Annotated in this window: 21 protein-coding genes and 1 pseudogene; 14 read left to right on the forward strand and 8 right to left on the reverse strand. The window is 36.0% G+C overall.

Features of this window, described 5'->3' with window-relative positions; translation table 11 throughout:
* Positions 1 to 89 precede the first annotated feature (89 nt).
* The 3 genes from WH267_RS05110 to WH267_RS05120 all read left to right on the forward strand — a co-directional run bounded on the left by WH267_RS05110 (position 90) and on the right by WH267_RS05120 (position 2,537).
* Positions 90 to 566, forward strand: coding sequence for an acyltransferase (locus WH267_RS05110; RefSeq protein WP_228438430.1), 477 nt, complete (start codon positions 90 to 92; stop codon positions 564 to 566).
* A gap of 256 nt (positions 567 to 822) precedes the next feature.
* Complete coding sequence (locus tag WH267_RS05115; protein ID WP_340006249.1) at positions 823 to 1,968, forward strand: glycosyltransferase; 1,146 nt, start codon at positions 823 to 825, stop codon at positions 1,966 to 1,968.
* A gap of 11 nt (positions 1,969 to 1,979) precedes the next feature.
* Entirely contained in the window at positions 1,980 to 2,537 is a 558-nt protein-coding gene (locus WH267_RS05120) for a serine O-acetyltransferase (RefSeq protein ID WP_115968090.1), read from the forward strand.
* On the opposite strand, the gene WH267_RS05125 is transcribed toward WH267_RS05120, so the two are convergent.
* Positions 2,534 to 3,142, reverse strand: a complete 609-nt coding sequence (locus tag WH267_RS05125) for a DUF2306 domain-containing protein (RefSeq protein ID WP_340006251.1) — start codon at positions 3,140 to 3,142, stop codon at positions 2,534 to 2,536. The two genes, WH267_RS05120 and WH267_RS05125, sit on opposite strands and share 4 nt — an antisense overlap.
* A 114-nt stretch (positions 3,143 to 3,256) precedes the next feature.
* Positions 3,257 to 4,057: a helix-turn-helix domain-containing protein gene (locus tag WH267_RS05130; protein WP_340006253.1), complete on the reverse strand. Its 801-nt coding sequence runs from the start codon at positions 4,055 to 4,057 to the stop codon at positions 3,257 to 3,259.
* A 704-nt stretch (positions 4,058 to 4,761) separates the two neighbouring features.
* Here WH267_RS05130 and WH267_RS05135 point away from each other — a divergent pair.
* The 4 genes and pseudogenes from WH267_RS05135 to WH267_RS05150 form a co-directional block, all read left to right on the forward strand.
* The gene (locus tag WH267_RS05135) at positions 4,762 to 5,430 is read left to right on the forward strand and encodes a carbonic anhydrase (protein WP_115968095.1); all 669 of its coding nucleotides are present in this window, start codon (positions 4,762 to 4,764) and stop codon (positions 5,428 to 5,430) included.
* A 22-nt stretch (positions 5,431 to 5,452) separates the two neighbouring features.
* Positions 5,453 to 5,752: a hypothetical protein gene (locus WH267_RS05140; RefSeq protein ID WP_115968096.1), complete on the forward strand. Its 300-nt coding sequence runs from the start codon at positions 5,453 to 5,455 to the stop codon at positions 5,750 to 5,752.
* Positions 5,753 to 5,898: 146 nt separating this feature from the next.
* Positions 5,899 to 7,491 (forward strand): SulP family inorganic anion transporter, encoded by a 1,593-nt coding sequence (locus WH267_RS05145; RefSeq protein WP_340006256.1) that lies wholly within the window; start codon positions 5,899 to 5,901, stop codon positions 7,489 to 7,491.
* 45 nt (positions 7,492 to 7,536) lie between these two features.
* Positions 7,537 to 8,175: pseudogene (locus WH267_RS05150) on the forward strand (carbonic anhydrase family protein); the annotation flags it as partial.
* Positions 8,176 to 8,345: 170 nt separating this feature from the next.
* Here WH267_RS05150 and pth read toward each other — a convergent pair.
* From pth to mfd, 6 genes are all read right to left on the reverse strand, one after another.
* On the reverse strand, positions 8,346 to 8,909 hold the full coding sequence (pth, locus tag WH267_RS05155) for an aminoacyl-tRNA hydrolase (protein WP_123320468.1): 564 nt from the start codon (positions 8,907 to 8,909) through the stop codon (positions 8,346 to 8,348).
* Between the two features lie 85 nt (positions 8,910 to 8,994).
* Positions 8,995 to 9,936, reverse strand: coding sequence for a hypothetical protein (locus WH267_RS05160; RefSeq protein WP_115968638.1), 942 nt, complete (start codon positions 9,934 to 9,936; stop codon positions 8,995 to 8,997).
* A gap of 391 nt (positions 9,937 to 10,327) precedes the next feature.
* Complete coding sequence (locus tag WH267_RS05165; protein WP_340006258.1) at positions 10,328 to 11,068, reverse strand: hypothetical protein; 741 nt, start codon at positions 11,066 to 11,068, stop codon at positions 10,328 to 10,330.
* Positions 11,069 to 11,077: 9 nt separating this feature from the next.
* Positions 11,078 to 11,896 carry a hypothetical protein gene (locus WH267_RS05170; protein ID WP_115968104.1) on the reverse strand — a complete coding sequence of 273 codons (819 nt, stop codon included), beginning with the start codon at positions 11,894 to 11,896 and terminating at the stop codon, positions 11,078 to 11,080.
* A gap of 8 nt (positions 11,897 to 11,904) precedes the next feature.
* On the reverse strand, positions 11,905 to 12,726 hold the full coding sequence (locus WH267_RS05175) for a hypothetical protein (protein ID WP_115968105.1): 822 nt from the start codon (positions 12,724 to 12,726) through the stop codon (positions 11,905 to 11,907).
* A gap of 374 nt (positions 12,727 to 13,100) precedes the next feature.
* Positions 13,101 to 16,469, reverse strand: coding sequence for a transcription-repair coupling factor (gene mfd / locus WH267_RS05180; RefSeq protein ID WP_340006261.1), 3,369 nt, complete (start codon positions 16,467 to 16,469; stop codon positions 13,101 to 13,103).
* A gap of 252 nt (positions 16,470 to 16,721) precedes the next feature.
* On the opposite strand from mfd, the gene WH267_RS05185 reads away from it, so the two are divergent.
* The 7 genes from WH267_RS05185 (at position 16,722) to WH267_RS05215 (ending at position 24,022) form a co-directional block, all read left to right on the forward strand.
* Positions 16,722 to 17,117: a hypothetical protein gene (locus WH267_RS05185; RefSeq protein ID WP_340006263.1), complete on the forward strand. Its 396-nt coding sequence runs from the start codon at positions 16,722 to 16,724 to the stop codon at positions 17,115 to 17,117.
* 180 nt (positions 17,118 to 17,297) lie between these two features.
* Positions 17,298 to 17,600, forward strand: a complete 303-nt coding sequence (locus tag WH267_RS05190) for a hypothetical protein (protein WP_115968110.1) — start codon at positions 17,298 to 17,300, stop codon at positions 17,598 to 17,600.
* Positions 17,601 to 17,738: 138 nt separating this feature from the next.
* Entirely contained in the window at positions 17,739 to 19,238 is a 1,500-nt protein-coding gene (locus WH267_RS05195; protein WP_340006265.1) for a GH3 auxin-responsive promoter family protein, read from the forward strand.
* Positions 19,239 to 19,307: 69 nt separating this feature from the next.
* Positions 19,308 to 19,670 (forward strand): hypothetical protein, encoded by a 363-nt coding sequence (locus WH267_RS05200; protein WP_115968113.1) that lies wholly within the window; start codon positions 19,308 to 19,310, stop codon positions 19,668 to 19,670.
* Positions 19,671 to 19,762: 92 nt separating this feature from the next.
* Positions 19,763 to 20,998, forward strand: coding sequence for an MFS transporter (locus WH267_RS05205; protein ID WP_340006267.1), 1,236 nt, complete (start codon positions 19,763 to 19,765; stop codon positions 20,996 to 20,998).
* Between the two features lie 299 nt (positions 20,999 to 21,297).
* Positions 21,298 to 21,894: a tetratricopeptide repeat protein gene (locus WH267_RS05210; RefSeq protein ID WP_340006269.1), complete on the forward strand. Its 597-nt coding sequence runs from the start codon at positions 21,298 to 21,300 to the stop codon at positions 21,892 to 21,894.
* A 34-nt stretch (positions 21,895 to 21,928) separates the two neighbouring features.
* A complete protein-coding gene (locus WH267_RS05215; RefSeq protein WP_123320460.1) occupies positions 21,929 to 24,022 on the forward strand; it encodes a T9SS type B sorting domain-containing protein in 2,094 nt (697 codons plus the stop codon).
* The last annotated feature ends 105 nt before the right edge of the window (positions 24,023 to 24,127 follow it).

A 24,127-nucleotide genomic window follows, 5' to 3' on the forward strand; every position in this document is an offset into this window, starting at 1 on the left:
TCTTCATATACCGAATAGTACTGAAAATACATTCTGTCTACCATACTTTCTTAAACAAAGCAAGTTTGGAGGCGGCAAAATATCGTGGTATGAAAGTAGGAAAAAATTTCAATATGCCGGACAAAATTTATTTTGGTACGGAGCCTTATCTTATTGAAATTGGTGATAACGTCAATATTGCTGCCGGGGTAAGATTCGTGAACCATGGCGGGACAACTACTCTTTTGAGAAAGCTTCCCGGATATGAGGATGCCAGAATCATGGGTAGAATCAAAATCGGAAATAACTGTACAATAGGGATCAACGGTGTCATTACTCAGGATGTACAAATCGGAAACAACTGTATTTTGGGAGCCAATTCTGTTCTGTCTCAATCTATGCCGGATAATACTGTATTCATTGGTAATCCGGCCCAGTTCCTTTGTACCATTGAGGATTATGGAGATATCGTTTTAAAAAATAATCCAGACTATCCGAGAGAACTGGAAAAAGACCGTAAAAAGCTTGACGAATATATTAAAGCTAATCTTCCTCATAAATATAAAAAGGCAAGAAGAATCAGATAATCAGATCTTCTGAAATAAGAAAACGTATATCTTCACCTATCCATTCATTCCCTTGTTTTATTTCTTCCGGAAAGGTCTTTATTTAACAATAATTTATATTCTTTCTGAACGTAAACATCGTTTTTTTTATATTTTTGTAAGCCACCCTCAAAAATTACCGGTGTGCATAACAGAAAAATATTTATTTAAAAACTGGTTTTTCCTTAATAAGGATAACAGTCTGCAAATATTTTTCACAGAATATAAAGACCTCTGAATGAAAAAAAAGATTCTTATACGTATCGGATCCCTCCGCCATGGTGGTGCAGAAAAAGTTTTAGTGAATTTTCTTAAAAACCTTCCCGAAGACAAATATGAAGTTGACTTATTAATCAATCTCTATACAGGAATGTACATTAAGGAAGTTCCGTCATGGGTAAAACTGCACTATCTTCTGAAAGGAGAAATGATTACCACCAACAGGCCTCATGAAATTCCGGTAAAGGCATTCAGGGTACTTTATCAGAAAATGTTCCTGCTGTTTCCTTCCTTACTGTATAAGTTCGTCTTAAAAAACAAAAAATACGATGTAGAAATTGCAGCCATCCATGGGATGTACCAAGAACTTTTATCCAGCCCGCAAAAGGATTCCAAAAAGATCATCTGGATTCAGAATGATATATTTAATCTGAAAGAATATACTCCGGATGTCATCAGGCAGCTTTTCAGATTTGACAGAATATTAGTGATTTCCAATAAACTGAAGGAAGAAATGCAGAAATCAGCACATAATGAAAAGGAAAAACAGGCTGTTGTTAAAATCTTCAATCCCATTGACAGACAGGATACTCTACAGAAGGCTGATGTTCCCATCAATGATTTCCCATTCTCCAAAGATCTTCCAACCTTTGTAACCATAGGAACCGTATATCCCCAAAAAGGCTATGACAGACTTCTTGATGTTCATAAGAAATTAATGGATGAAGGTTTTAAACATCAGATCATCATTATAGGAGACGGTTTTGATTTTGAAAATATTCAGGCTAAACTCAACCAACTTGGACTTCAGGAAACGGTAAAAATGCTTGGTTTCAGAAGTAATCCTTATCCTTATCTTAAACAATCCGATTTTTATGTAATGTCTTCCCGACATGAGGGTTTCCCTACTATTATTGCAGAAGCTCTTATTCTGAATAAACCGGTAGTTTCAACCGATGTTTCGGGGATAAAAGACCTGCTTCAGGATGGAAAACTTGGTCTCATTACTTCCAATTCAGAAGAGGGAATTTATGAAGGAATGAAAAAAATCTTAACTACCCATGAACTTGCCGGACAATATGAGAAGGAGATTGTCAATACTGATCTTCCGTTCGTTCTTGAAAAATCGGTAGCTCATCTACAGGAGATCATTGATAACGTATAAAATATTTTGTTATGCCAGAGTATACAGCAATACAGAAAGATTTTTACAGGGAAAGCGGGCAATGGCTTTCCACTTTTGGGATTTGGAAAAAGTGTATTAATCCCAATCTCCATTATCTCTATATTCTCAGAAAAGCACAGAAATATCACCAAAAATCTATTTCCGGCCTATTCTGGAAATTGGTTTTAAGACATTATCAGATCAAATACGGATTTCAGATCTACCCGGAAACTCAGATTGGCGAAGGTTTATATCTGGGACATTGGGGAGCACTGGTCATCAATCCTAAAGCTAAAATCGGTAAAAACTGTAATATTGCCCAAGGGGTAACCATAGGACAGCAGAACAGAGGAAAAAATGAAGGCTATCCCATTATCGGAGATGAAGTGTGGATAGGACCTAATGCCGTTATTGTAGGAAATATAAACATTGGAAGTAATGTACTGATTGCTCCCAACGCTTATGTTAATTTTGATGTTCCCGGGGATTCAATGGTCATGGGAAATCCCGGTAAGATTTATCCTGCAGAAAATGCAACACAAGGCTACATCAACAATAAGGTTCTTTAGTCAGTATTAAGATTCTTTTTATTAATAAAATAGGCTACCAATACATTGGGAAGCCAACATAACCATGCTACTGCAAGATACGAGTTATCAGGATCCTGTGTGAGATTTTTCAACAAGGGATACCAAAGTCTTAATGTCACTGCAGCAAAGGTACAGGCATAGCTGTAAATCATAAACTGCTGATGCTTCATCACATTTCCTTTTCTGATCTGAATAAGGGCAACTAATGTAGAAATGAGCCATACCAATCCCAAAGAGATAAATCCGGCAGATGATATAATTCCTCCATTAGCATATATCCCCATATAAATAGCGGAAACAGAACTTATAAAAACAGAAATAACATAGGTTTTTCCAATTATCCGGTGAAGCCTCAGATGCTTATTTCGAAACTTAATACCAAACTGACGCCAGCCGATAAAAAGGGAAATACCCCCGAAAATAATATGGGCAAAAAATGCAAATTTCCAGATTTGGTTTTGAAGAACTTCCGAAGGTTTAGATCCCAGAAAAGTATTTTTATGTTCAACGAAAACATAAATCAATGGATACAAACTTATTATCAAAGCAAAAATACAGATGATAACGAATAAGAATTGCTTCATAGCAGTTGGTTAATTTTTCTGTAAAAATGAGGAGAAAAAACTGTTCAATTATGCCAAAATGAAAGGTGGAACAAATGCCCAGACACTAATTACCAAATATTTACACGAAATAACTTATTCTATATCAAAATTCAGGCTTTTTAAAAATTCTCTTGGTGAACAGTCCATATATTTTTTAAAACTCCTGTTAAATGAAGTCTTTGAATTAAAACCACTTTCAAATGCCAGAGATAAAATAGTGTATTTCTGATTTTCAGGAAGTACAGCAATTCTTTTAAATTCTTCAATCCGTTGCCGGTTAATATAATCGTAAAAATTTTTGTTTTCCATTGAATTAATAACCTGAGATAATATGTTGGGATGAACATCGAGCAGTTTTGCAACATGATTTAGGTTCAGATCCGGATTCATGTACAGTTTTTCCTGCTCCATTTTATATATAAGCTTACTATAAATAGCTTTTATAACCTCATCTCCCGGAGAATTTTTCTGATACTTTACCACTTCATTATCAGAATATTTTTCATCCTCTACAGTATCTAAAACAGGTAAATTAAGAATACCTACACGGCTGATCCCGAAATAAGCCGCTACCAGAATAAACAGAACAACCATAGAAAAAATAAGAATATTATTTCTTATAATAACAGCAATCCATATCAGGGCAATTCCGGTAATCAAATAATATGACCAATTCAGGTTAATTTTCTCCGTATTGGAAAATTGATTGGCAATTTTTTTCTTGTATTTCCTTACCGCAAGGAGACTTAGTCCCACATATAAAACTCCGGAGAAAATCATTAAAACCTTAATAATATTACTTAATACTTCATATCCCCTACCCTTATTTTGATATACCTCCACCTTTGCCTGAGGAGACAGCATCAGAAATTGAAGTAAGCTAATATAAATCATCAAAATGGGCAACCAATGCAGCAGCCAAATCTTTTTGCCAGAATTCCTGCCCGTTATCCCCAAAATGTACAAATACAACATAGGACCATGCATAAAAGGAAACGGAATTTCAAATCCAATGAGATAAGGAAATTTCAAATAGCCCTCAGCACGAAATAATACAAAAAAAACAAGATGAGCTCCTATAATCAAAAACCATATTGCTAAAAGAAAATCATCTGTTTTCTTTTCCCGCTTCCCTAATATGAGAAAAGATGAAAAACAGGCAATAAAAATTCCTGCCCAATATAATATTCCCAGATCAAAATCTTCCATTAAGGCTACCCATTTAAAATCAGGACCTTAATTTATTCATTTTTTGACAGCAAATAGTATTTATCTTCAACGGATTAATCATCTGTTCTTCTATACAGAATAAAAATTTAAAAATATTTTAATCTTCAGGTCTCATTTTTTGGTTTATACTTTGTAATTTTATCTTAGTTTTTAAACGTTTGAATTATTGAGAAATCATGATGCACTCTAAGACAAAGTATACCGGAATATTAGACATGACTTTAAGCATATTTTAATATTAAACTTTGTTAAAAGTGGATAGTTTTTCTCCAAAAAGTATATTTTTGCATAATTATTGATTCAGTCTATTGAATTCGAAAATAATTTAAACGAAATAAATAATTATAAACCTTTTTAAATTTAAAATTATGTCACAATCGTACGAGGTTATTTTTGAAAACAACAAAAAATGGGTAGAATCTAAAATTGAGAAAGATCCAAATTTCTTCCATGAACTGGCAAAAACTCAGCATCCTGACTATTTGTATATCGGATGTTCAGACAGCAGAGCAACAGCGGAAGAATTAATGGGTGCAAAACCAGGAGAAGTTTTTGTTCACAGAAATATCGCCAATATCGTAAATACTTTAGACATGAGCTCCACAGCCGTTATTCAATATGCTGTAGAACATCTTAAAGTAAAACACATTGTGGTATGTGGGCATTACAACTGTGGTGGTGTAAAAGCTGCGATGACTCCCCAGGATTTAGGATTACTGAATCCATGGCTGAGAAACATCCGTGACGTTTACAGATTGCACCAGGCTGAACTGGATTCTATCAAAGATGAAGATAAACGTTATGACAGACTTGTTGAACTTAACGTTCAGGAGCAGTGTATTAACGTCATCAAAATGGCCTGTGTACAGGAAAGGTATATTTTAGAAGAACAACCTATTGTACATGGCTGGGTATTTGACCTTAGAACAGGAAAGATCATTGATCTTGAAATTGATTTTGAGAAAATCTTAAAAGACATTCAGAAGATCTATAACCTTACAGGTTCCGATTGGGTAATGAGCAAAAAAACCAAGTAGTTTTTTTAAAAAGAAATGTGAAATGAAATTCTGGAGTATTATTGTATTAACGTTTTTTCTGAATTTTACAGCGCTTCCAAGCATAGCTGCGGTTGCGGGCTGGGATATTCTGAGAACGAATATAATAGTAAATGAAGAAGAACCGCATTCTCACCCGTCCTCATTTATTGTTTACGAAAAGACTATACCCAAGCCTTTGGATGTTTTCGATTATCTGAAATTTTCCGAGCCAGATCCTCAGGCTATGTCTTTTGTGTTGATAGATGATTCCTTTCATCTATCCCCTTTACTTACCATATTTTCTCCGCCTCCGGAAGCTTAATTTTTAAAGTAGTAGTTAGATTTTATAGTTATTCATGCCTTCCAGGTACTGAATAAGCTGTGTATGCTTTGAAAATTAAATTTCCAATCTTTTATAATTGATTATTTAGGAATAAATCAATCGGTTATAATATTTCAAAAAATATCATGAAAAAAACATCATTATTAGGAGGAATCAAGGAGAATTTCCCTTCCGGGCTCGTTGTATTCTTAGTAGCACTTCCTTTGTGCTTAGGAATCGCTCTGGCATCTGGGGCGCCACCATTATCCGGGGTTATTTCCGGGATTGTAGGTGGTCTTGTCGTAGGATTCCTTAGTAATTCAAACATATCGGTTTCCGGGCCTGCTGCAGGTCTTACCGCTATTGTACTTACTGCGATCACTGATCTTGGAGCGTTCGAACTGTTCTTATGTGCAGGGATCATTGCCGGCCTCATCCAATTGGTTTTAGGCTTTGTAAGAGCAGGCAGTATTTCCAATTATTTCCCCAATAACGTTATTGAAGGAATGCTTGCCGCGATCGGTATCATTATTATTTTAAAACAAATTCCCCATGCCTTGGGATTCGATAAAGATTATGAAGGGAACCAGTCTATTTTTAGTAATGGACTGAACTTTGGCTATTTCACAGAACTTTTCGGAGCTATTCATCCGGGAGCTATGATTGTAACGGCAATATCTATAGGAATACTTATCCTCTGGGATAAAATTCCAAGTCTTAAAAGAATGAAAATGCTTCCCGGAGCTTTAGTAGCCGTACTAGCCGGAATATTATTGAATGAACTATTCAAATTATCAGGAAGTGCTTTGGCTATCAGTACGGAACATTTAGTATCATTACCTGTTCCACAAACGCTGGATGACTTTAAAAATCTGATTACAATGCCTGATTTCGGAGGTTTCACCAATCCTAAGGTATGGATCGCAGGAGCAACTATTGCCATTGTAGCTTCTATTGAAACTCTACTTTGTATTGAAGCTTCAGACAGACTAGACACACAGAGAAGAATTACAGACACCAACCTTGAGCTTAAGGCACAGGGTATAGGAAACCTTATAAGTTCATTTATCGGAGGGCTACCAATGACTTCTGTAGTGGTAAGAAGCTCTGCCAATGCCAATGCAGGAGCAACTTCTAAATTATCAGCTATGATCCACGGTGTTCTTTTATTGGTTTGTGTATTAACGATCCCTTTCATCCTGAATATGATCCCGTTGGCAACTCTTGCCGCCGTGTTGATCCTGGTAGGATATAAACTGGCAAAACCTGCTACCTTCAAACATTTCTGGCATCTTGGAAAATTCCAGTTTGTACCATTCGTAGCAACGGTTGTAGCGGTTGTAGCTACAGACCTGTTAAAAGGAGTGGGAATTGGTCTTGCCATCTCTGTTTTCTATATTCTTCAGGGAAATATGAAAAGAGCTTATTATTTAAGCAGAGAAAAGCTGGATGATGCCGATGGAATCAAGATTAAACTAGCTGAAGAAGTTTCTTTCCTGAATAAGGCAGCTATTAAAAAAACGCTAAAAAACATTAAGGCCAATTCCAATGTTATCATTGATGCCAGAGAAACATCATACATTGCTACCGATGTATTGGAAATGATTCAGGATTTTGCCAATATCCGTGCAAAGGAAGAGGACATCACTGTAGAGTTGCTGGGCTTCAAAACTTCATACAGAGATTATGAAAGAAGCCAGGATTCTCACATTTTAATTACTCATAAAAGAGCAATGTAAGCTCTACTCAATTTTTTAAACTTTAACTCAACAAACAATTACAATTATATGAAAGCACATACATACGAAACTCAGTCTACTATTACTCCTGAAAAAGCATTAGAATTTTTAAAGGAAGGAAACCAAAGATTCGTTAATAACCTTAAAGCCAACAGAGACCTTCTTGAGCAGGTAAATGCTACCCGTGAAGGACAGTGGCCTTTTGCAGTAGTATTAAGCTGTATAGACAGCCGTACTTCTGCAGAGCTGATCTTCGACCAGGGATTGGGAGATGTTTTCAGTATCAGAATCGCCGGTAATTTTGTAAATCAGGATATTCTGGGTTCTATGGAATTCGGTTGTAACGTTGCAGGCTCTAAGCTGATCGTAGTTCTGGGACACACTAAATGCGGAGCTTTAAAAGGAGGTCTTGATGCAGCTCAGATTGAAGGAATGGGAATGGATAATCTAAACCACTTGATCAATCACTTCAACCCGATCATCAATGATATTATTGAAGAAAATGAAGAACGTTCTTCAAAAAACAGTTCCCTTTTAGAAAGACTGAACCATCATAACGTAAAGAATGCAATAGAAGATATCCGTAAAGAAAGCTCAACTCTTAAAAGACTTGAAGAAGAAGGTAAAATTAAGATCATTGGAGCTAATTACGATGTTGAAACGGGTGCCGTAAGCTGGTTATAATCCCAACATTTCAGCTAGTTACAAAAAATAGTATATAAATAGAGCATCGCTCAAATAAATTGATTGGAAATTAATTTAAAACACAGCAAAAGGCCATCGGAAATCCGATGGCCTTTATTTTATAATCAAAGCTGATGCAGCATTCCGATCAAAAAATATACATCATCTCTTTATTTTCCATTAAATCCTGACATTGTATTGCTGATTCCTGCAAATACAAAGGAAAGGCTGGCTTTTGAAAAAGTTTCAATTCTTTCAGTAAGCTTTTCAGATTCTTCTTCATTCCATGTACCCAATACATAATCTACCTGACGTCCAGCAGAGAAATCGGCCGATATTCCAAAACGAAGTCTTGCATAGTTTTGAGTCTGCAATACTTCATTGATGTTCTTAAGCCCATTGTGGCCTGCATCAGAACCTTTCCCCTTTAATCTCAATGTTCCGAAAGGAAGTGCCAGATCATCCGTTATGATCAGTACATTTTCCAGAGGAATGTTTTCTTTCTGCATCCAGTATCTCACTGCATTACCGGAGAGATTCATGTATGTATCTGGTTTAAGGACGAAGACTTTTCGTCCTTTATATTTACCTTCTGCCATCCAGCCGAAATTAGCGGTATTAAATGACACCTCCAGTTTTTCTGCTATTTTTTCTGCAACTTTAAAGCCTATATTATGTCTAGTATTTTCATATTCTGAGCCTTTGTTTCCCAGCCCAACAATTAAATATTTCATCAGAAATTTTTTACAAAATTAAAACATAAAAAATAAAAAACTCAACCTTAAGAAGATTGAGTTTAAATATTGTTAAAAAACTATTCTATTGTGGTTTATAAATATAGTTTACTCCATAGCCTTTTGTCATATACGTCTGTATGTCATAGGCATAGTTTGTACTCATTACAATCGGCATCGGAATATGTGCCGTAAGATCAGTTACAGACCATCTCTTAGGATTGTTAGGAGAAAGAATTAAACTTTCTTTATCATTACGTTTCGTAGATAACAATCTGGAAATTTTATAAGTAAACGGTAATAATGTGAATGGGCTGATCTGCTCATCATAAACATAATATTCGTATCCGTATTTTTCAACAGGGGCTCCATAAATTTCTCCAGTAGGACCGGATGCCGGGCCATAAAGTCTAATTACTTTAGATACATTGTCTCCGGCATAAGTATATGCTGTTTTTGAATACTCTGTAAACGCAAATTGAACTCCTGGAACATCTACTCCTTTTCTCATAATGATACTATCCAGTTTGGTGGTAGCTGCACTATATTTTAAAGCATAAATGTATTTTTCTGTAGCTAATAAGGTCTGAGGACCTGGCTTAGTGGAAGGAGGAACTGGTAGTGGTCTTCTGAAAACATAACGGGTTTCAGAAATAGACTGCAATCTGCTATTGTTTCCATAATTGAATAATTGGCTGTAGGAAACACTGTCTTTATCCAGTTTTCCGTTTCCGTCAAGATCAAGAAAACCTCTGAAGGTAATCTGGCTGATTCTGTCACCACTGTACATAATATCCGTAATAGAAGCACTGTCAGTGAGCACTCTGGTCACCTGCAGCCCGCTGTACTGATATTCTGCAAGAGTATCTTTAGCTGTAATTTCTCTATATAAAGCTCGTGGACCACTCAGGCCACCTGTCTGATTCAGATCCAAAAGAGGATTCCCGTCTTCATCCAATAAATTTTTGCACGAATGTATTGACGAAAAACCTGCAATTAATAAGATAAAATAGAAAATTTGTTTCATTTCCTGGTAATTGATTATTTTTTCACAAATATAATTTTTTTTTGCATAAAAATTATATGATTATTAATATTCTGATAAGATTAACAAAGATTATCTACCCATTAATTCATATAGGTAAACATCAGATTCTGAGATCCGTCATACGAACTGAAATGAATTTTGCTGTTCCGGAAACGTATGACATGAAGCCAGCAACCCGAAAGGAATAATACCAGCGAACATTTTAAGAAAATAGTTTTTTACCATATATTTTAATTTGTTCAAATATAATTCAATTTTACACAACACAGACTACTTTAACCAACAAATCCACAAACATTATAGCCAATAAATAAAAAAAATCTAAAAACATAACGCTTTTAGATTCTTAATTATTATATGAATACAAAAATTAATAAGGTTGTAATACAGATATAGTTAAAACTGACTGTGCCATATCATTACTAAGAGTTGATCCATCTACAGCTCTTCCAATTCCCAGTGTGGTATTATTTAATGTTCTGTTGATGCAAGCTACTTTAACAGAATATTTATTTTTAGGCTTAAGGTTCTCAAGCGTTGCATTAAGATTAAATATTTTATAAGCCCCACTATCTCCCTGTAATACATCAGTTCTCACTGCTTTAAGTTTATTATCAACAAACACTCCACATGCAAAACTTGCTGATGCTGCACCGGCATACATTTTTTGGGCAGTGGTTTGAAATGAGAATGTTACCTTATTTGACATATTTGTCACAGAAAAAGTATCCACAGCCTGAGGTATCACAAGCCAACTAGTCGTTAGGTCATCATTTTCACTATAAGGTACAGGGTTACCATTAGTATTAAATGAGATTCCCGTTTGATCTGCAACAGTATTGATCGAAAACAACGACATACTTCCCTGTCCATCAGCTATTTTAATGCTTTTCCAGTCATTTGCAGTCATTTCCGAGTTGTTATGAAAAATGTCTCCGGCATTACCGGCTGACCCTTTTAATAAATCAGTACCAGCAGTTCTTACCTCTTTTCTAACATTAATATCTCCATTTACATCTAACTTATTAACTGGATTTGCGGTATTAATACCGACCTGAGCGCTCACTAACCCGATAATCAATAAAAATTGAACAAAAAATATTTTTTTCATAATTGGTTTTTAATTTATTATCGTGTTAAATGCTTGTGGAACTTCATATACCTCTACTTTCAAAGATGATTGAGCGATAAAGTTGTTAATATTGGTATTTGTATTTTTTCCTACAGACAATCTCCTGTTGGGAGCATCCCCGTACGATCCAACCCTTGAGCAGGCAACACTTACCTTATGGTTTCCTTTAGAAAGATTTCCTATAAGTCCAATTTGATTGTGTGTCATGAAAGGATATTGGGCACTATTAGCCTTTAAGTTATTCTGTCTCAAATTGATCAGCTTATCATCCACAAAAATACCGCAAGCATAGTCTATTGATGTATCTGTAGTTCCATTGCTTCCAAAATTTGCCTGTACTACAGTTTCAAACTGAAAATACGCTTTACTCTCAGTACTGAACACACTGATATTCTGTGACAATCCAGTGATTTCTTTGAATCCGATAAGGCTGCCCAAACTTGTTCCTTTAGTAAAAGTTGCGCCTTTAGAAGCACTCATATTAGGTTCATCTGAATATGAGAAATCAACTCCCAATTTATCCGAAAAGGAATTATTAAAAATCAGATAAAACTTATTCGGTTCATATTCTGGAATACGAAGAGTTTTCCAGATAGGTGCATATCCCTCACCTTGGGAAACCAGCAATTGGTCATTATTTCCAATAGAAAGCGTGTTATCTGTCGCATCAAGTACGGCAATTTTATCTCTCAGATTCAAATCTCCGTTTACATCTAGTTGTGCTTTTGGAGAATCAGTATTAATACCCACCTGGGCTGAGAGCATCAGTCCTGAGGCAAGAAGTATAGTCGAAAATATATTTTTCATCACTTAAATTAGTTGGATTTATAAGTTACATATTCAATAACATCTATCTTCATATTAGACTCCAGTGTAAACGCATTAGACGCTCCATTGGAACTCTGAACATCACGGCCTATGGCAAACTGAGAATTTACATTTGAAGTGTTGATTTTTCTACATGCAATTTCAAGTTTTTGTACTCCAACAGGAACATTGAGTTCTGTATAATTAAGTGTGAAAATATAATCCTGAATACCAGCTTTTGCCGTATTATTGTTAGAAGCTACCCTGTCAGGACGTACGGCAACCAGTTTATCATTTCTGAAAACAGCGCAAGCAAATCTTACATTATTAGAAGTCGTAGATACCGGTGCCTTCATTTCAACTCCGGTCTGAAACTGATAAGTAAGCCTGTTTTTTCCATTTTTAATGGTAAAAATATTTTTAAGACCATCAATTTTCACCCATTTACCTTTAGAAGTATCATTGATATCATCCCCAACACTATTTCTGGAGACACCATCCCCCTGAATACCGTTAGAAAGTGCTGTAATACCTACCTGATCCGATGATAAATATGAATTGATCAATTTGTACTGTCCCTCTTCCATAAAAGGAACATTCAGTGATTTCCAAATTGGAGCATTACCTTCGCCCTGAGAAACCAATACCTGCCCATTCAATCCGGCATTTCCTGCACTCGTTGAAGTTCCGCCTACTCTGAGTTCTTTTCTTAAGGTGGTTTTGCCGTTTACATCAAGCGTTGATTTTGGCTTCGAGGTTCCGATTCCCACCTGTGCGTGAGCATAGGAGGAAATGAGTCCAACTACGCAAGTAAATATAATTTTTTTCATAATTAAGGACTGCAAAGGTACTGATTACGAATCGAAAAAATTCCAGTTACAACCCTTAAACCTATAGAAATAAACACATTACAGCATAGAATTATTTATATGAAAAAGTAGAATTATTTCTACATTACGCCATCAGAAAAACTAAAATAAAATTACACAACACTTCAAACTACTTCTGCAACGGGCTTTATTCAACAGTCTTTTCTCATTAAAAAGTGACTTTAACCCCATCAAAAAGGGCCTAATTCTCCTAACTATGAATATTTCGAAGAAAAAACATGATAACAATCACAAAAAAACCATATAAAAAAAACGAATTTTTATATGGTTTAATAACTTTTGAAGGAAATTTATTAATTTTTAAAAACTATATTTTAATTATGTTCAATAATTGCTTTTAGTAAAATATTTACCTCATCTACATTTTTCACCCGTTCTTTTCTCATCATCAGCTGATTTCCTTCTTTACCGGATTTCTCTTTAAGCTGAGCTTCCGCAGGGTTTCTTGTCAAATAATTAATGATATGTCTGAATCGGTCGGTCTGATAGAATTTGTCCTGAGGATTACCCGGGAAATATCCTAAAAACACACCATTCTTCATCACAATCTTTTCAAAACCAATATCTGCAGCCAGCCACTTCAGGGAGACGCTTTTCAGTAAATTCACTGCTTCTTTCGGCAACGCCCCGAATCTGTCAATCAGCTCAAGTTCAAACTGATGAAGATCTTTTTCATTATTGATCTCTGCTATTTTCTGATACAACAACAGTCTCTCTTCTGTATTGGAGATATAGAAGTCCGGCAACATCAGTTCCAGATCTGTATCTATATTAACATCTTTCACAGATTTGAAGAGCTTTTGCCTGTCTTCTTCATTTTCGAATAAATTCTCAAAATCAGCATCATCTTTTAATTCTTCAAGGGCTTCCTGCATAAGCTTCTGATAGGTTTCAAACCCCATCTCATTGATGAAGCCACTCTGCTCTGCCCCTAATAAATCTCCAGCACCACGGATTTCAAGGTCTTTCATCGCTATCTGGAAACCACTTCCAAGGTCAGAGAACTGTTCAATAGCCTCCAGACGTTTTCTGGCATCAGAAGTAATCATATCATAAGGTGGAGTGATCAGGAAACAGAAAGCCTTCCTGTTGCTTCGTCCTACCCTTCCTCTCATCTGGTGAAGATCTGCCATCCCGAATTTTTGCGCATCATTAATAAAGATTGTATTTGCATTCGGAACATCTACCCCACTTTCTACAATGGTGGTTGAAACAAGAACGTCATACTTTCCTTCCATAAAATCAAGTACATTTTTTTCCAGCTGTTTACCATCCATCTGCCCATGTCCGGTGATTACCCTTGCATCAGGAACCAGACGCTGTATAAGCCCGGCAATATCTTTCAGATTTTCAATTCTGTTATTAATAAAATACACCTGTCCGTCTCGCTGAATTTCATAAGAAATGGCATCACGAAGTATCTCTTCATTGAATCCCACCAGCTGAGTATCTACCGGCTGTCTGTTGGGTGGTGGAGTTTTGATTACGGACAAATCTCTTGCTGCCATTAAAGAGAACTGCAATGTCCTTGGAATTGGAGTAGCAGTTAACGTAAGCGTGTCCACATTACTTTTCAGGGTCTTCAATTTATCTTTTACTGAAACTCCGAACTTGTGCTCCTCATCAATAATCAATAATCCAAGGTCCTTAAATTTAACGGAACTGCTTACTAACTGATGAGTTCCGATAATAATATCTACTTTCCCGTTTTTCAGGTCATCCAGCGTTTCAGATTTCTGCTTGGCAGTTCTGAATCGATTAACATAGCCAACATTGACCGGAAAATCTTTAAGTCTTTCTTTAAAACTCCTGAAATGCTGAAATGCCAGAATAGTAGTAGGAACAAGTACTGCGACCTGTTTACCGTCTGTTGCAGCCTTGAATGCAGCCCGGATTGCAACCTCAGTTTTACCGAAACCAACATCACCACAAACCAATCGGTCCATCACCGTATCCGCTTCCATATCTTTTTTCACATCTACAGTTGCCTTTTCCTGATCTGGAGTATCTTCATAAATAAAGCTTGCTTCCAGCTCATTCTGCAGGTAAGAATCCGGCGTATAAGCAAAACCTTTGGCTGTTTTTCTTTGAGCATATAACTGAATAAGATCAAAAGCAATCTGTTTAACTTTGGCTTTTGTCTTTTGCTTCAGGGATTTCCAGGTCGGAGAGCCCAGTTTACTCAAAACAATCTCTCTTCCATCCGGTCCGTTATATTTTGAAATCTTGTGTAATGAATGAATGCTTACATATAATAAATCACCGTTTTTGTAGGTCAGCTTAAAACATTCCTGAATTTTTCCGTCATTATTCACTTTCACCAATCCCATAAACTTTCCGATTCCATGGTCGATATGGGCAATATAATCACCTATTTTCAGGGACATCAGATCTTTCAGAGTAAGCTGTTCTGATTTTGCAAAGGTGTTTTTGGCTTTATATCTCTGATAACGGTCAAAGATCTGGTGATCTGTATATACCAACAGTTTATGCCCATTATCTACAAATCCTTCATGCAGTTCAGATTTAAAACTTTTAAAAGGAAGCTCATGCTCAAGCTCTTCAAAAATAGACTCCAGTCTCTCCTTCTGCTTTTCCGTTGAAAAGGAAATCCAGGTATCAAACCCATCTTTTTGCTTTTCTTCCATGTCCTCAATCAGGAGTTCAAAGTTTTTATGGAAGGAAGGTTGTGGAAGCTGCTCCATTTTAATTTCAGTAATTTCTTTCAATCCCTGAATGGCTACATTTGCAAAATCAATGGTTTTAAATTTCTTATAATCAAATAAAAACTCCTGATCGGAAATAAAAAGCTCCTGCGGTGTTCTGTGGGCAATATCTTTATTTAACGTTTCATATTTTTCAAGTGACTTTTCATAGAATGTTTTAATCTTCTCCATTCCTACCATTCCGTTTTTGGAAATGACGTAGCTTTCCTTAGGCAATAGCTGCAGCAATGACACTCGACTTGCTGTCACAGAAAAATTCATATTGGATACCAACTGAAAATCCTTTACTTTATCTACCGAAAGCTGAGTTTCTATATCAAAGGTTTTTATACTTTCCACTTCATTACCGAAGAAAGTGATCCTGTATGGCTTTTCATAAGAATAGGAAAATACATCTACAATCCCTCCCCTTACAGAAAACTCACCTGGTTCTGAAACGAAATCTGATTGCTGGAAATGATAATGATTAAGCAGCTCATCCACAAAATCAAAATCCAGCTGATCGCCTACTTTTATATGATGGGAAATAGCTTTGAAGTCTTCTTTCTTTAATACCTTTTCAGACAGTGCTCCAGAATACGCAACGATTACTTTTGGAGACCTCCCTGAATTGATTTTATTCAGAACCTCAGTTCTCAATACCAGATTGGCATTCTGCGTCTTTTCTACCTGATACGGTTCAAGATGGGTAGCCGGAAAATACAATACTTTTTCTTTTCCAATCAGATCTTCCATTTCGGTGTTGGCATACAATGCATCTTCCTTATCATCTACCAGATAAAGAATATTTTTTTTCTGAACCAAAAAAAGTTCAGCCACAAATACAGAAACTGAGGATCCCGCACTTCCTTTCACGGCAATATGCTGACTATTTTCTAACTGAGTAAAAATTTCTTTTCCGAACTCTTTTTGCATCAGGTCCGGAAGGAATTTTTCGTTGATGGATTTTAACTGCATAAATAGTAATGGTATAAACGACAAAAGCGATTTCGGGAGTTTTCCGAAACCGTTTAATGATATACAAAGGTAAGGATATTTTTTTCTTTGAATAAAAATCAGCCAGACTTTTAGATTTAAAATGAAAGACTTAGCTTATTTAAATCTTAATTTTTTACTAATTCATTTAATAACCTGTTAAAAAAAGATTGTATTTTTTCCCATGGCATAGTGTTTGGCTTTTTAAATACACCAAACATTAAAAGTAGTATTATGAAAAAAGCAATGAAAATTCTAGGAGTATTGATGGTGTTGATTTTTACAGCATTATCTTTTTCGTCGTGCAGCAAGGATGATGATCCGGCAGACAACGACTTTTTTGCAGGAACCTACAAAGGAAGTGTATCTTATAATGATGGAGGCTCTACCAATACTAACACGGATGCCGGAAGTGTATTTGTAACGAAAATTGCCAGTGGCACCAAGTACAACTTTACCTTCTCAAACGGTATTCCCAGTCTGAATGGAATAGAATTCAGCAAACAGGGAGATAATACCTTAGTGATGGTAGGATCTACTGCCACTTCTTATATCAGAATTGACAATAATACATTGAAAATTTTATACATTCAGGATGGTAAAACCTGGACAGCCAACTGTACACGTTAACCCATCTGTTGTTTATGTAAAAGCCTGTTCTCTTAACTGGAAACAGGCTTTTTTTTATTATTCAGCAAGCTGCTTTAATTTTTTTTTAAGCTGTAATAAACTTTAGTTAAGTTTAAAAAACCAAAATTTCTAGCCTGCTTTTTGTATATCTTTATTTAACAAAAAATAAACAGTATTCTTATGAAAAAATTATTATCAGCAATGTCATTAGTTTTAGGACTGGGCCTTGCTACTGCTCAGCAGACTGCTCCCGCTACTCATACAACACCTGCCCCTGTAAAAGCTGCAGCTGCTAAACCAGCAGAAGTAAAAGCGGCAAAACCAATGGTTGCTAAAACAGCTAAACCGGCAGAGGCAAAACCATCTCAACCTGCCCCTGCTGCTAAAATGAAAAAAGACGGTACTCCGGATAAGAGATATAAAGAAAACAAGCATCTGAAAAAAGATGGCACTCCGGACAAAAGGTATAAAACAAATAAATAAAGCATAACATCAACATATAGTTGTTATTTTCATAATCAAATTTCGAGAAAGGCCGATGGATTCGTTTCATCGGTTTTTTTTATGCCTTACGTTCTAAAAATAATTCCACAATTCTCTACTTATTTATAAATTTGAACCATGTTAAACTTCTTCAAGAAAAACGCAGCGCTGATTTGGGCAAAAAAACATGTTCAAAAGGCAGAGGAATTCAAAAAAAATGCAGAGAAAAACCAAGAGGATGTATTGATCTCCCTTGTCAGTACTGCCCAAAAAACACTTTTCGGGCGGGAACATGATTTTGAAAACATCCGTTCTGTAAAGGATTTTCAGAATAGAGTTCCCATTGCTGATTATGAAGATTTAAAACCATACATTGAAAGAGTAAAAAAAGGACAGTCCAATATTCTCTGGACAGATACTCCTGAATACTTTGCCAAAACTTCCGGAACAACTTCCGGCTCAAAATACATTCCTATCTCTAAGGAAGGAATGCCTTATCAGATTGCAGGAGCTCAAAGTGCTTTATTTCATTATATAAGCAAGAAAAACAATGCAGATTTTGTTAACGGAAAAATGATCTTTCTGCAGGGAAGTCCTGAACTGGAAGATGTTTTCGGAATTAAAACCGGCAGATTATCCGGCATTGTTGCTCACCATATCCCAAGCTACCTTCAAAAAAACAGATTGCCAAGTTGGGAAACCAATATTATGGAAGACTGGGAGGCTAAAGTAGATAAGGTTGTTGAAGAAACGGAAAACCAAAACATGACCCTTATTTCAGGCATACCGCCCTGGCTTATTATGTATTTTGAAAAGCTGACTGAAAAACACGGAAAAAAGATAAAACAATTATTTCCTAATCTTCAACTTATCGTTACAGGCGGCGTAAATTATGAGCCCTACCGTGATAAAATGGAGGATTTACTGGGTGGAAAGGTAGATATTATCCAAACATTCCCCGCATCTGAGGGGTTCTTTGCTTTTCAGGACGATTATACCAAAGAGGGGCTTTTACTTTTAACCAATCATGGTATTTTTTATGAGTTTATTCCTTTGGAAGAATATGGGAAGCCAAACGCCAGAAGATTAACATTAAAAGAAATTGAGCTTAATAAAGACTACGCACTGATCCTTACAACCAATTCAGGATTATGGGCTTACTCTATCGGCGATGTGGTCAGATTTATTGATAAAAATCCATACAGGGTGCTGGTAAGTGGAAGAACTAAACATTTTACTTCCGCATTCGGAGAACATGTGATTGCTTTTGAAGTAGAGGAAGCCATGAAAGCTACTCTTGAAAAGCATCCGGCACAGATCACCGAATTCCATCTTGCACCACAAGTTAATCCAGGTGAAGGTCTTCCTTATCATGAATGGCTGATTGAATTTGAAAAGGATCCTGAAAACTGGGAAACATTCAGAAATGAACTGGATCAGCAGCTTAGAAAGAGGAATACCTATTATGAGGATCTTATTTCCGGAAATATTTTACAAAAGCTTCAGATTACAAGACTCAAGAAAAATGCGTTTCATGAATATGCGAAATCTCAGGGAAAACTGGGTGGCCAGAATAAAACCCCAAGATTAGCCAACGACAGAAAAATCGCAGATCTGTTAGAAATTTACAAACTTTAAAGATATTTTTTCAATTCCAAAAACGTATATTCGAAAAAAATTATAAATTTGAAAAACTAAACGAAAATAATGAAAGCATCTGTACTGTTGAAATCATCTTTATTAACGTCTTTATTTGTTATTACATCTTGCGCTACTACAAAATACAGCGAGGATATTTCAAAAAACAACTATTCCAATCTGGAAGCCGGTAAAATTTACAAAGTTACCATGAGAGACGGGTCTCCGAAGCAGAAAATATTATTCAGAAACGTTGTAGGAGATAATCTTGTAGGTACGGCCGGAAAAAAAGACAGTACAGAAGTAATTATTCCTAAATCGAATGTTGCTGCAGTGAAAGACAGCAGAAAAGCAAGAATTGCAACTGGAGCCACCATTATCGGAGCTGCAGGTGTTGCAGCGATTGTACTCAGCTCTTCAAGAGCAGACTAAAATAGATTTTATCTTTTGATATATATTTATTATATCTTTTAAAAAACAATATACTGATAGCTCTAAATAAATTTTTAGGGCTATTTTTGTTCATGATTTCCTTTACCCCGTTAAAAACATTACAAAATGTTGAATTCAGAAATCTTCTTACTGGGAGGTTTTTTATTGTTTTAGCTTTCAGAATGCTTGCCACCTTATTGGGATGGTGGGTATATCAATTAACCAAAGACCCTTTTTCAATAGGACTTATCGGCCTTTCGGAGGTAATTCCTGCGGTAAGCTGTGCTCTATATGCAGGACATGTGATTGATATGAATGAGAAAAAAAGATTGCTGCTCATTTGTAATTATGCTTATATCTTTCTGATTGCACTGCTTCTTATTCCAGCTTTTCTTAATGTTCAAATGCATTTTACAGGACATCAGATCACTTACTACATTTATGGGGTTATATTTTTCACAGGGATTGCAAGAGCCTTTATCGGCCCTATTGTTCCTTCTATGATTCCTAAAATTGTAAAGAAAGAAAATCTGCCTAATGCCGTTACTCTTAACCAGGCAACCTTTCTGATATCCTCTGTATGTGGGCATGCTATTGGAGGACTCCTTATAGGATATTTCGGAGTACAGTGGACTTTGGTGGTTATTTTATCCCTGATATTTATTGCCTCGCTTTTTTTCTGGCACCTGAATAAGCAATACTCTGAGTATAAGAAAGAAAATGTAGATGTGGTGGAAAGCATGCGTGAGGGAATCTCCTATATTTTTAAAACCAAGGAAATTCTGGGCGCTTTGTGTCTTGACATGTTTGCTGTACTTTTTGGAGGAGCCGTAGCAATGATCCCTGTATTTGCAACAGATATCCTGAATTCGGGAGCTGAAGGATTTGGTTTACTGAATGCAGCTTCTGATATTGGCTCTATGTGTATTATCACTCTTTTATCTATTGTTCCTTTACGAAAAAACCAGGGAAAAATATTACTTGCAGTAGTTACTGGTTTTGGAATCTGCATCATTGGCTTCGGATTATCAAAACTTTACTGGCTTTCTTTTATGTTTCTGGTATTAAGCGGAATGCTTGATGGGATTTCCGTAGTCATCAGAGGAACTATTGTACAGTTAAAAACCCCTGACCATATAAGAGGACGGGTTTTAAGTGTGAACTCAATATTCATTATGTCCAGCAATGAAATGGGACAGTTTGAAAGCGGAGTAATGGCCAAAGCATTGGGAGTGGTACGCTCGGTGGTATTTGGAGGATGCATGACAGTTCTGATTGCTCTAATTGTAGGAAGCACCAATTCAAAGCTTAGAAAAATGCAATATTAACAAATTTATTATCAATTGATTTAAGAACACTTAAATCCAACCCAAATAATACATACACAAAATAAGGATAGAAAATTTTCTATCCTTATTTTTATTTTATGCCTAATTTATTTTAAAATAACTCACAATTCATAATGTAATTTAAAAACAGAAACCAAGAAAACATTACAGTTTTCATACAACTCAATCAAACACACAAAATACCACATCACAAAACAATAAACCACATTCATAAATATATATCAAAATTCCTTATTAAACATTAATAATTTCATATATTTGTCACAAATATCCTCTTTATGAATAAACTTTTATTTATTTTAAGCTTTTTCGTGACCAGTTTATGTGTAAGCGCTCAGGCTTTCACTGACAAAGTATTACAACAAAGCGCTTCACAACTCAACACCATCAACACTGAAGGTGACTACGACAAATTGTTTAAGAAATTCACAGAGACTAACACTTCTGAAAAATGGCAGGCTTTTTACTATGCTGCTGCGTCTATGTATCTTAAGGGAGAACTTTTATCAAAAAAATCTCCTGCTTCAGCATCACAAGCCATTACTACAGCCGAAAAATTCGCTCTTGGAGTATCACTTTCCCAGCCGGACAATCCGGAAAACAATATTCTCCTGGGCCTTATTACATTACAAAGCATACAGATGGATATCTACAATGATCCGGCAAAAGCGGCGCAATTGGTTTCAGCATATATTTCAAAAGCAGAAAGTGCTGATCCGAACAATCCAAGACTGGCAATCCTAAAAGCAAAATCAGCTGAAAAATCAGGTAACACTACTGAGGCTGAGACTCAATACCAAAAAGCTGCAACAGGATTTACAACCTTGGACTCTGTACCAGGATGGGGTAAGCAACTTATCCCAAGAAACAAATAATTTACTTTAAGGATTCAATTTTAAATCGGTCAAAATGAAAAAATATCTACTGGTTTTTCTAATTTTCATCACCCAAATGGTTTTTGCACAACAGGATTGCATCACAGCAATCCCTATATGCAGCGATGCAGAAATCTCATTAAAACCAAATGGAAGTGGAAGCGTAAAAGAAGGAAGCGGCTGTCTAAGCACTGAGAGTAATTCTATCTGGTTTACCTTCAGCATACAAACAGCAGGAACTCTAACCTTCCTTATCACCCCCCTGGGACCTAAGGCCTATGACATTGATTACGACTTTGCATTATATGGACCTAACCACAGCTGTAGCAACCCCAGAGAAACCCCTTTAAGATGTTCATATGCGGGAATGGGCAACTTAATAAACAGACCTCTTACCGGTCTTAATATGACCGCCACAGAAACCACAGAAGGAGGTGGTGGAATCGGCTTTGTTAAATACATTGATGTACTTCCTGGAGAAGTATATCATTTACTTTTAAATAACTATTCCACAGAAATTGCTCCTTTTAAATTAAGCTTTGGAGGAACAGCAACGCTACTTACTCCATTTGACAACAACTCATTAAAAATTTACCAGCCTTTTCCATTTTTAAAGCCTGGTGCTAAACTAGATGGTGATATTGACATTTGTGGTGATCCTGTAACTTTTGATTTTTCTACATTATCAAATCATATCAGAAACAACAATCCTAATTTTGTTATAAAATATTATCGTAGTGCTGTTGATGCAATGAATGATTATGACCCTATCACAAGTCCTATTCCAGTTAACACGACAACAAAATATACTTATTCTATTTCTTACGCAGATCCAACCAAACCTGTCAGCTTTTTAAATCAGTGTAGGGAATTTGGAGACATTAATTTTGTGGACAGGTCATTCAAACTTACCGACGCAACCCTTACGTCATGTAGTAACAACAAGTCAGGGACAGCGCTATATGACCTATCAACTGCAACCATAGGTCTTACCCCTAACCTTACGGTAAAGTATTATCCTTCAATGTATGATCTTTCCCATGGCACCAACGAAATAACCAACCCTTATCAATATGTTGCCGCAGAAGGATCTGTCTTTGTAAAAGCAACGAATGAATTTAGCTGTATAACTATTACAGAAATTAAATTAAAATTCTATCCACTGGTAGAAGTCCTGGATGGCGCTGAACTCACAGCATGTTTCATAGAATCTAACCCTTCTACAGGTCTGTTTAATCTCGATAACGCTCCTGTTAACACACCAGCTTCCGGCACAGAGAAGAAATATTACCCTTCAATGGCCGATGCTGTAGATGCTACTAATGAAATCACAAATCCTAAAACCTATATCGCACCAACCGGCGTAGTATACGTAAGAGTATATGACAACCGCGGATGTTTCAATGTAACTAAAGTAGCACTTAAAGTACTTCCTCCGGTAACTTCCAATGTCCTTAAGGATAAAATCATCTGTATGGAAGATAAAACCACTTTGGATGCAGGACCTGGATTCAAAAAATATGAATGGAGCACCGGAGCAACTACACAAGTCATCAGTAATGTAGGAGTAGGTACTTATTGGGTAAAACTTACAACTGGTGAATGTGTCACTAAACAATCTGTAAGTATATATCCATCTGAACAACCTGTAATAGCAAGTATTGATATTGCAACTACTACATTAACTGTAAATGTACTAGGGGGTACACCTGATTATAAATATTCTATAGACAATGTTGTTTGGCAGGATACCAATGTGTTTAACAATCTTCCAAGAGGAAGCTATAAGGTTTACGTAAAAGACGCCTATAATTGTGACCCTATTGTGGTTTCAGTATTGGTTCCTAATATTGTAAATGTTATTACACCAAACGGAGATGGTATCAATGACACTCTGGATTATTCAGCAATTGCAGACAAACAGAATCTGACACTGAACATCTTCGACAGATATGGTGTGAAAATTCACCAGGCTGATAAATCCAACGGATACAAATGGGATGGAACTATTGGCGGCAAGAAAATACCGACAGGTACTTACTGGTATTCTTTAACCTGGAATGAGAACGACAGAAAGAACACTCCTTTCAAATTCTCAGGATGGATTATTGTAAAAAACAGAGAGTAATTCCTAATCCATATCATAAAAAAATCACCTCACTCGAGGTGATTTTTTTATCAACACCCTCAACACCCTATTGGTCGTATTTTCACAAAGACTGCTAATAATTTG

It is taken from the genome of Chryseobacterium sp. MYb328 (assembly GCF_037572595.1).
GTDB lineage: Bacteria > Bacteroidota > Bacteroidia > Flavobacteriales > Weeksellaceae > Chryseobacterium > Chryseobacterium pennae.

What these genes read in the sequence shown, in the direction of transcription:
- WH267_RS05205 (WP_340006267.1), top strand. Translation starts at nt 19,763, where the DNA reads ATGATTTCCTTTACCCCGTTAAAAACATTACAAAATGTTGAATTCAGA.
- WH267_RS05210 (WP_340006269.1), top strand. Translation starts at nt 21,298, where the DNA reads ATGAATAAACTTTTATTTATTTTAAGCTTTTTCGTGACCAGTTTATGT.
- WH267_RS05195 (WP_340006265.1), top strand. Translation starts at nt 17,739, where the DNA reads ATGTTAAACTTCTTCAAGAAAAACGCAGCGCTGATTTGGGCAAAAAAA.
- mfd (WP_340006261.1), bottom strand. Translation starts at nt 16,469, where the DNA reads ATGCAGTTAAAATCCATCAACGAAAAATTCCTTCCGGACCTGATGCAA.
- WH267_RS05120 (WP_115968090.1), top strand. Translation starts at nt 1,980, where the DNA reads ATGCCAGAGTATACAGCAATACAGAAAGATTTTTACAGGGAAAGCGGG.
- WH267_RS05115 (WP_340006249.1), top strand. Translation starts at nt 823, where the DNA reads ATGAAAAAAAAGATTCTTATACGTATCGGATCCCTCCGCCATGGTGGT.
- WH267_RS05135 (WP_115968095.1), top strand. Translation starts at nt 4,762, where the DNA reads ATGTCACAATCGTACGAGGTTATTTTTGAAAACAACAAAAAATGGGTA.
- WH267_RS05170 (WP_115968104.1), bottom strand. Translation starts at nt 11,896, where the DNA reads ATGAAAAATATATTTTCGACTATACTTCTTGCCTCAGGACTGATGCTC.
- WH267_RS05215 (WP_123320460.1), top strand. Translation starts at nt 21,929, where the DNA reads ATGAAAAAATATCTACTGGTTTTTCTAATTTTCATCACCCAAATGGTT.
- WH267_RS05140 (WP_115968096.1), top strand. Translation starts at nt 5,453, where the DNA reads ATGAAATTCTGGAGTATTATTGTATTAACGTTTTTTCTGAATTTTACA.
- WH267_RS05175 (WP_115968105.1), bottom strand. Translation starts at nt 12,726, where the DNA reads ATGAAAAAAATTATATTTACTTGCGTAGTTGGACTCATTTCCTCCTAT.
- WH267_RS05125 (WP_340006251.1), bottom strand. Translation starts at nt 3,142, where the DNA reads ATGAAGCAATTCTTATTCGTTATCATCTGTATTTTTGCTTTGATAATA.
- WH267_RS05190 (WP_115968110.1), top strand. Translation starts at nt 17,298, where the DNA reads ATGAAAAAATTATTATCAGCAATGTCATTAGTTTTAGGACTGGGCCTT.
- WH267_RS05185 (WP_340006263.1), top strand. Translation starts at nt 16,722, where the DNA reads ATGAAAAAAGCAATGAAAATTCTAGGAGTATTGATGGTGTTGATTTTT.
- WH267_RS05200 (WP_115968113.1), top strand. Translation starts at nt 19,308, where the DNA reads ATGAAAGCATCTGTACTGTTGAAATCATCTTTATTAACGTCTTTATTT.
- WH267_RS05160 (WP_115968638.1), bottom strand. Translation starts at nt 9,936, where the DNA reads ATGAAACAAATTTTCTATTTTATCTTATTAATTGCAGGTTTTTCGTCA.
- WH267_RS05145 (WP_340006256.1), top strand. Translation starts at nt 5,899, where the DNA reads ATGAAAAAAACATCATTATTAGGAGGAATCAAGGAGAATTTCCCTTCC.
- pth (WP_123320468.1), bottom strand. Translation starts at nt 8,909, where the DNA reads ATGAAATATTTAATTGTTGGGCTGGGAAACAAAGGCTCAGAATATGAA.
- WH267_RS05165 (WP_340006258.1), bottom strand. Translation starts at nt 11,068, where the DNA reads ATGAAAAAAATATTTTTTGTTCAATTTTTATTGATTATCGGGTTAGTG.
- WH267_RS05130 (WP_340006253.1), bottom strand. Translation starts at nt 4,057, where the DNA reads ATGATTTATATTAGCTTACTTCAATTTCTGATGCTGTCTCCTCAGGCA.
- WH267_RS05110 (WP_228438430.1), top strand. Translation starts at nt 90, where the DNA reads ATGAAAGTAGGAAAAAATTTCAATATGCCGGACAAAATTTATTTTGGT.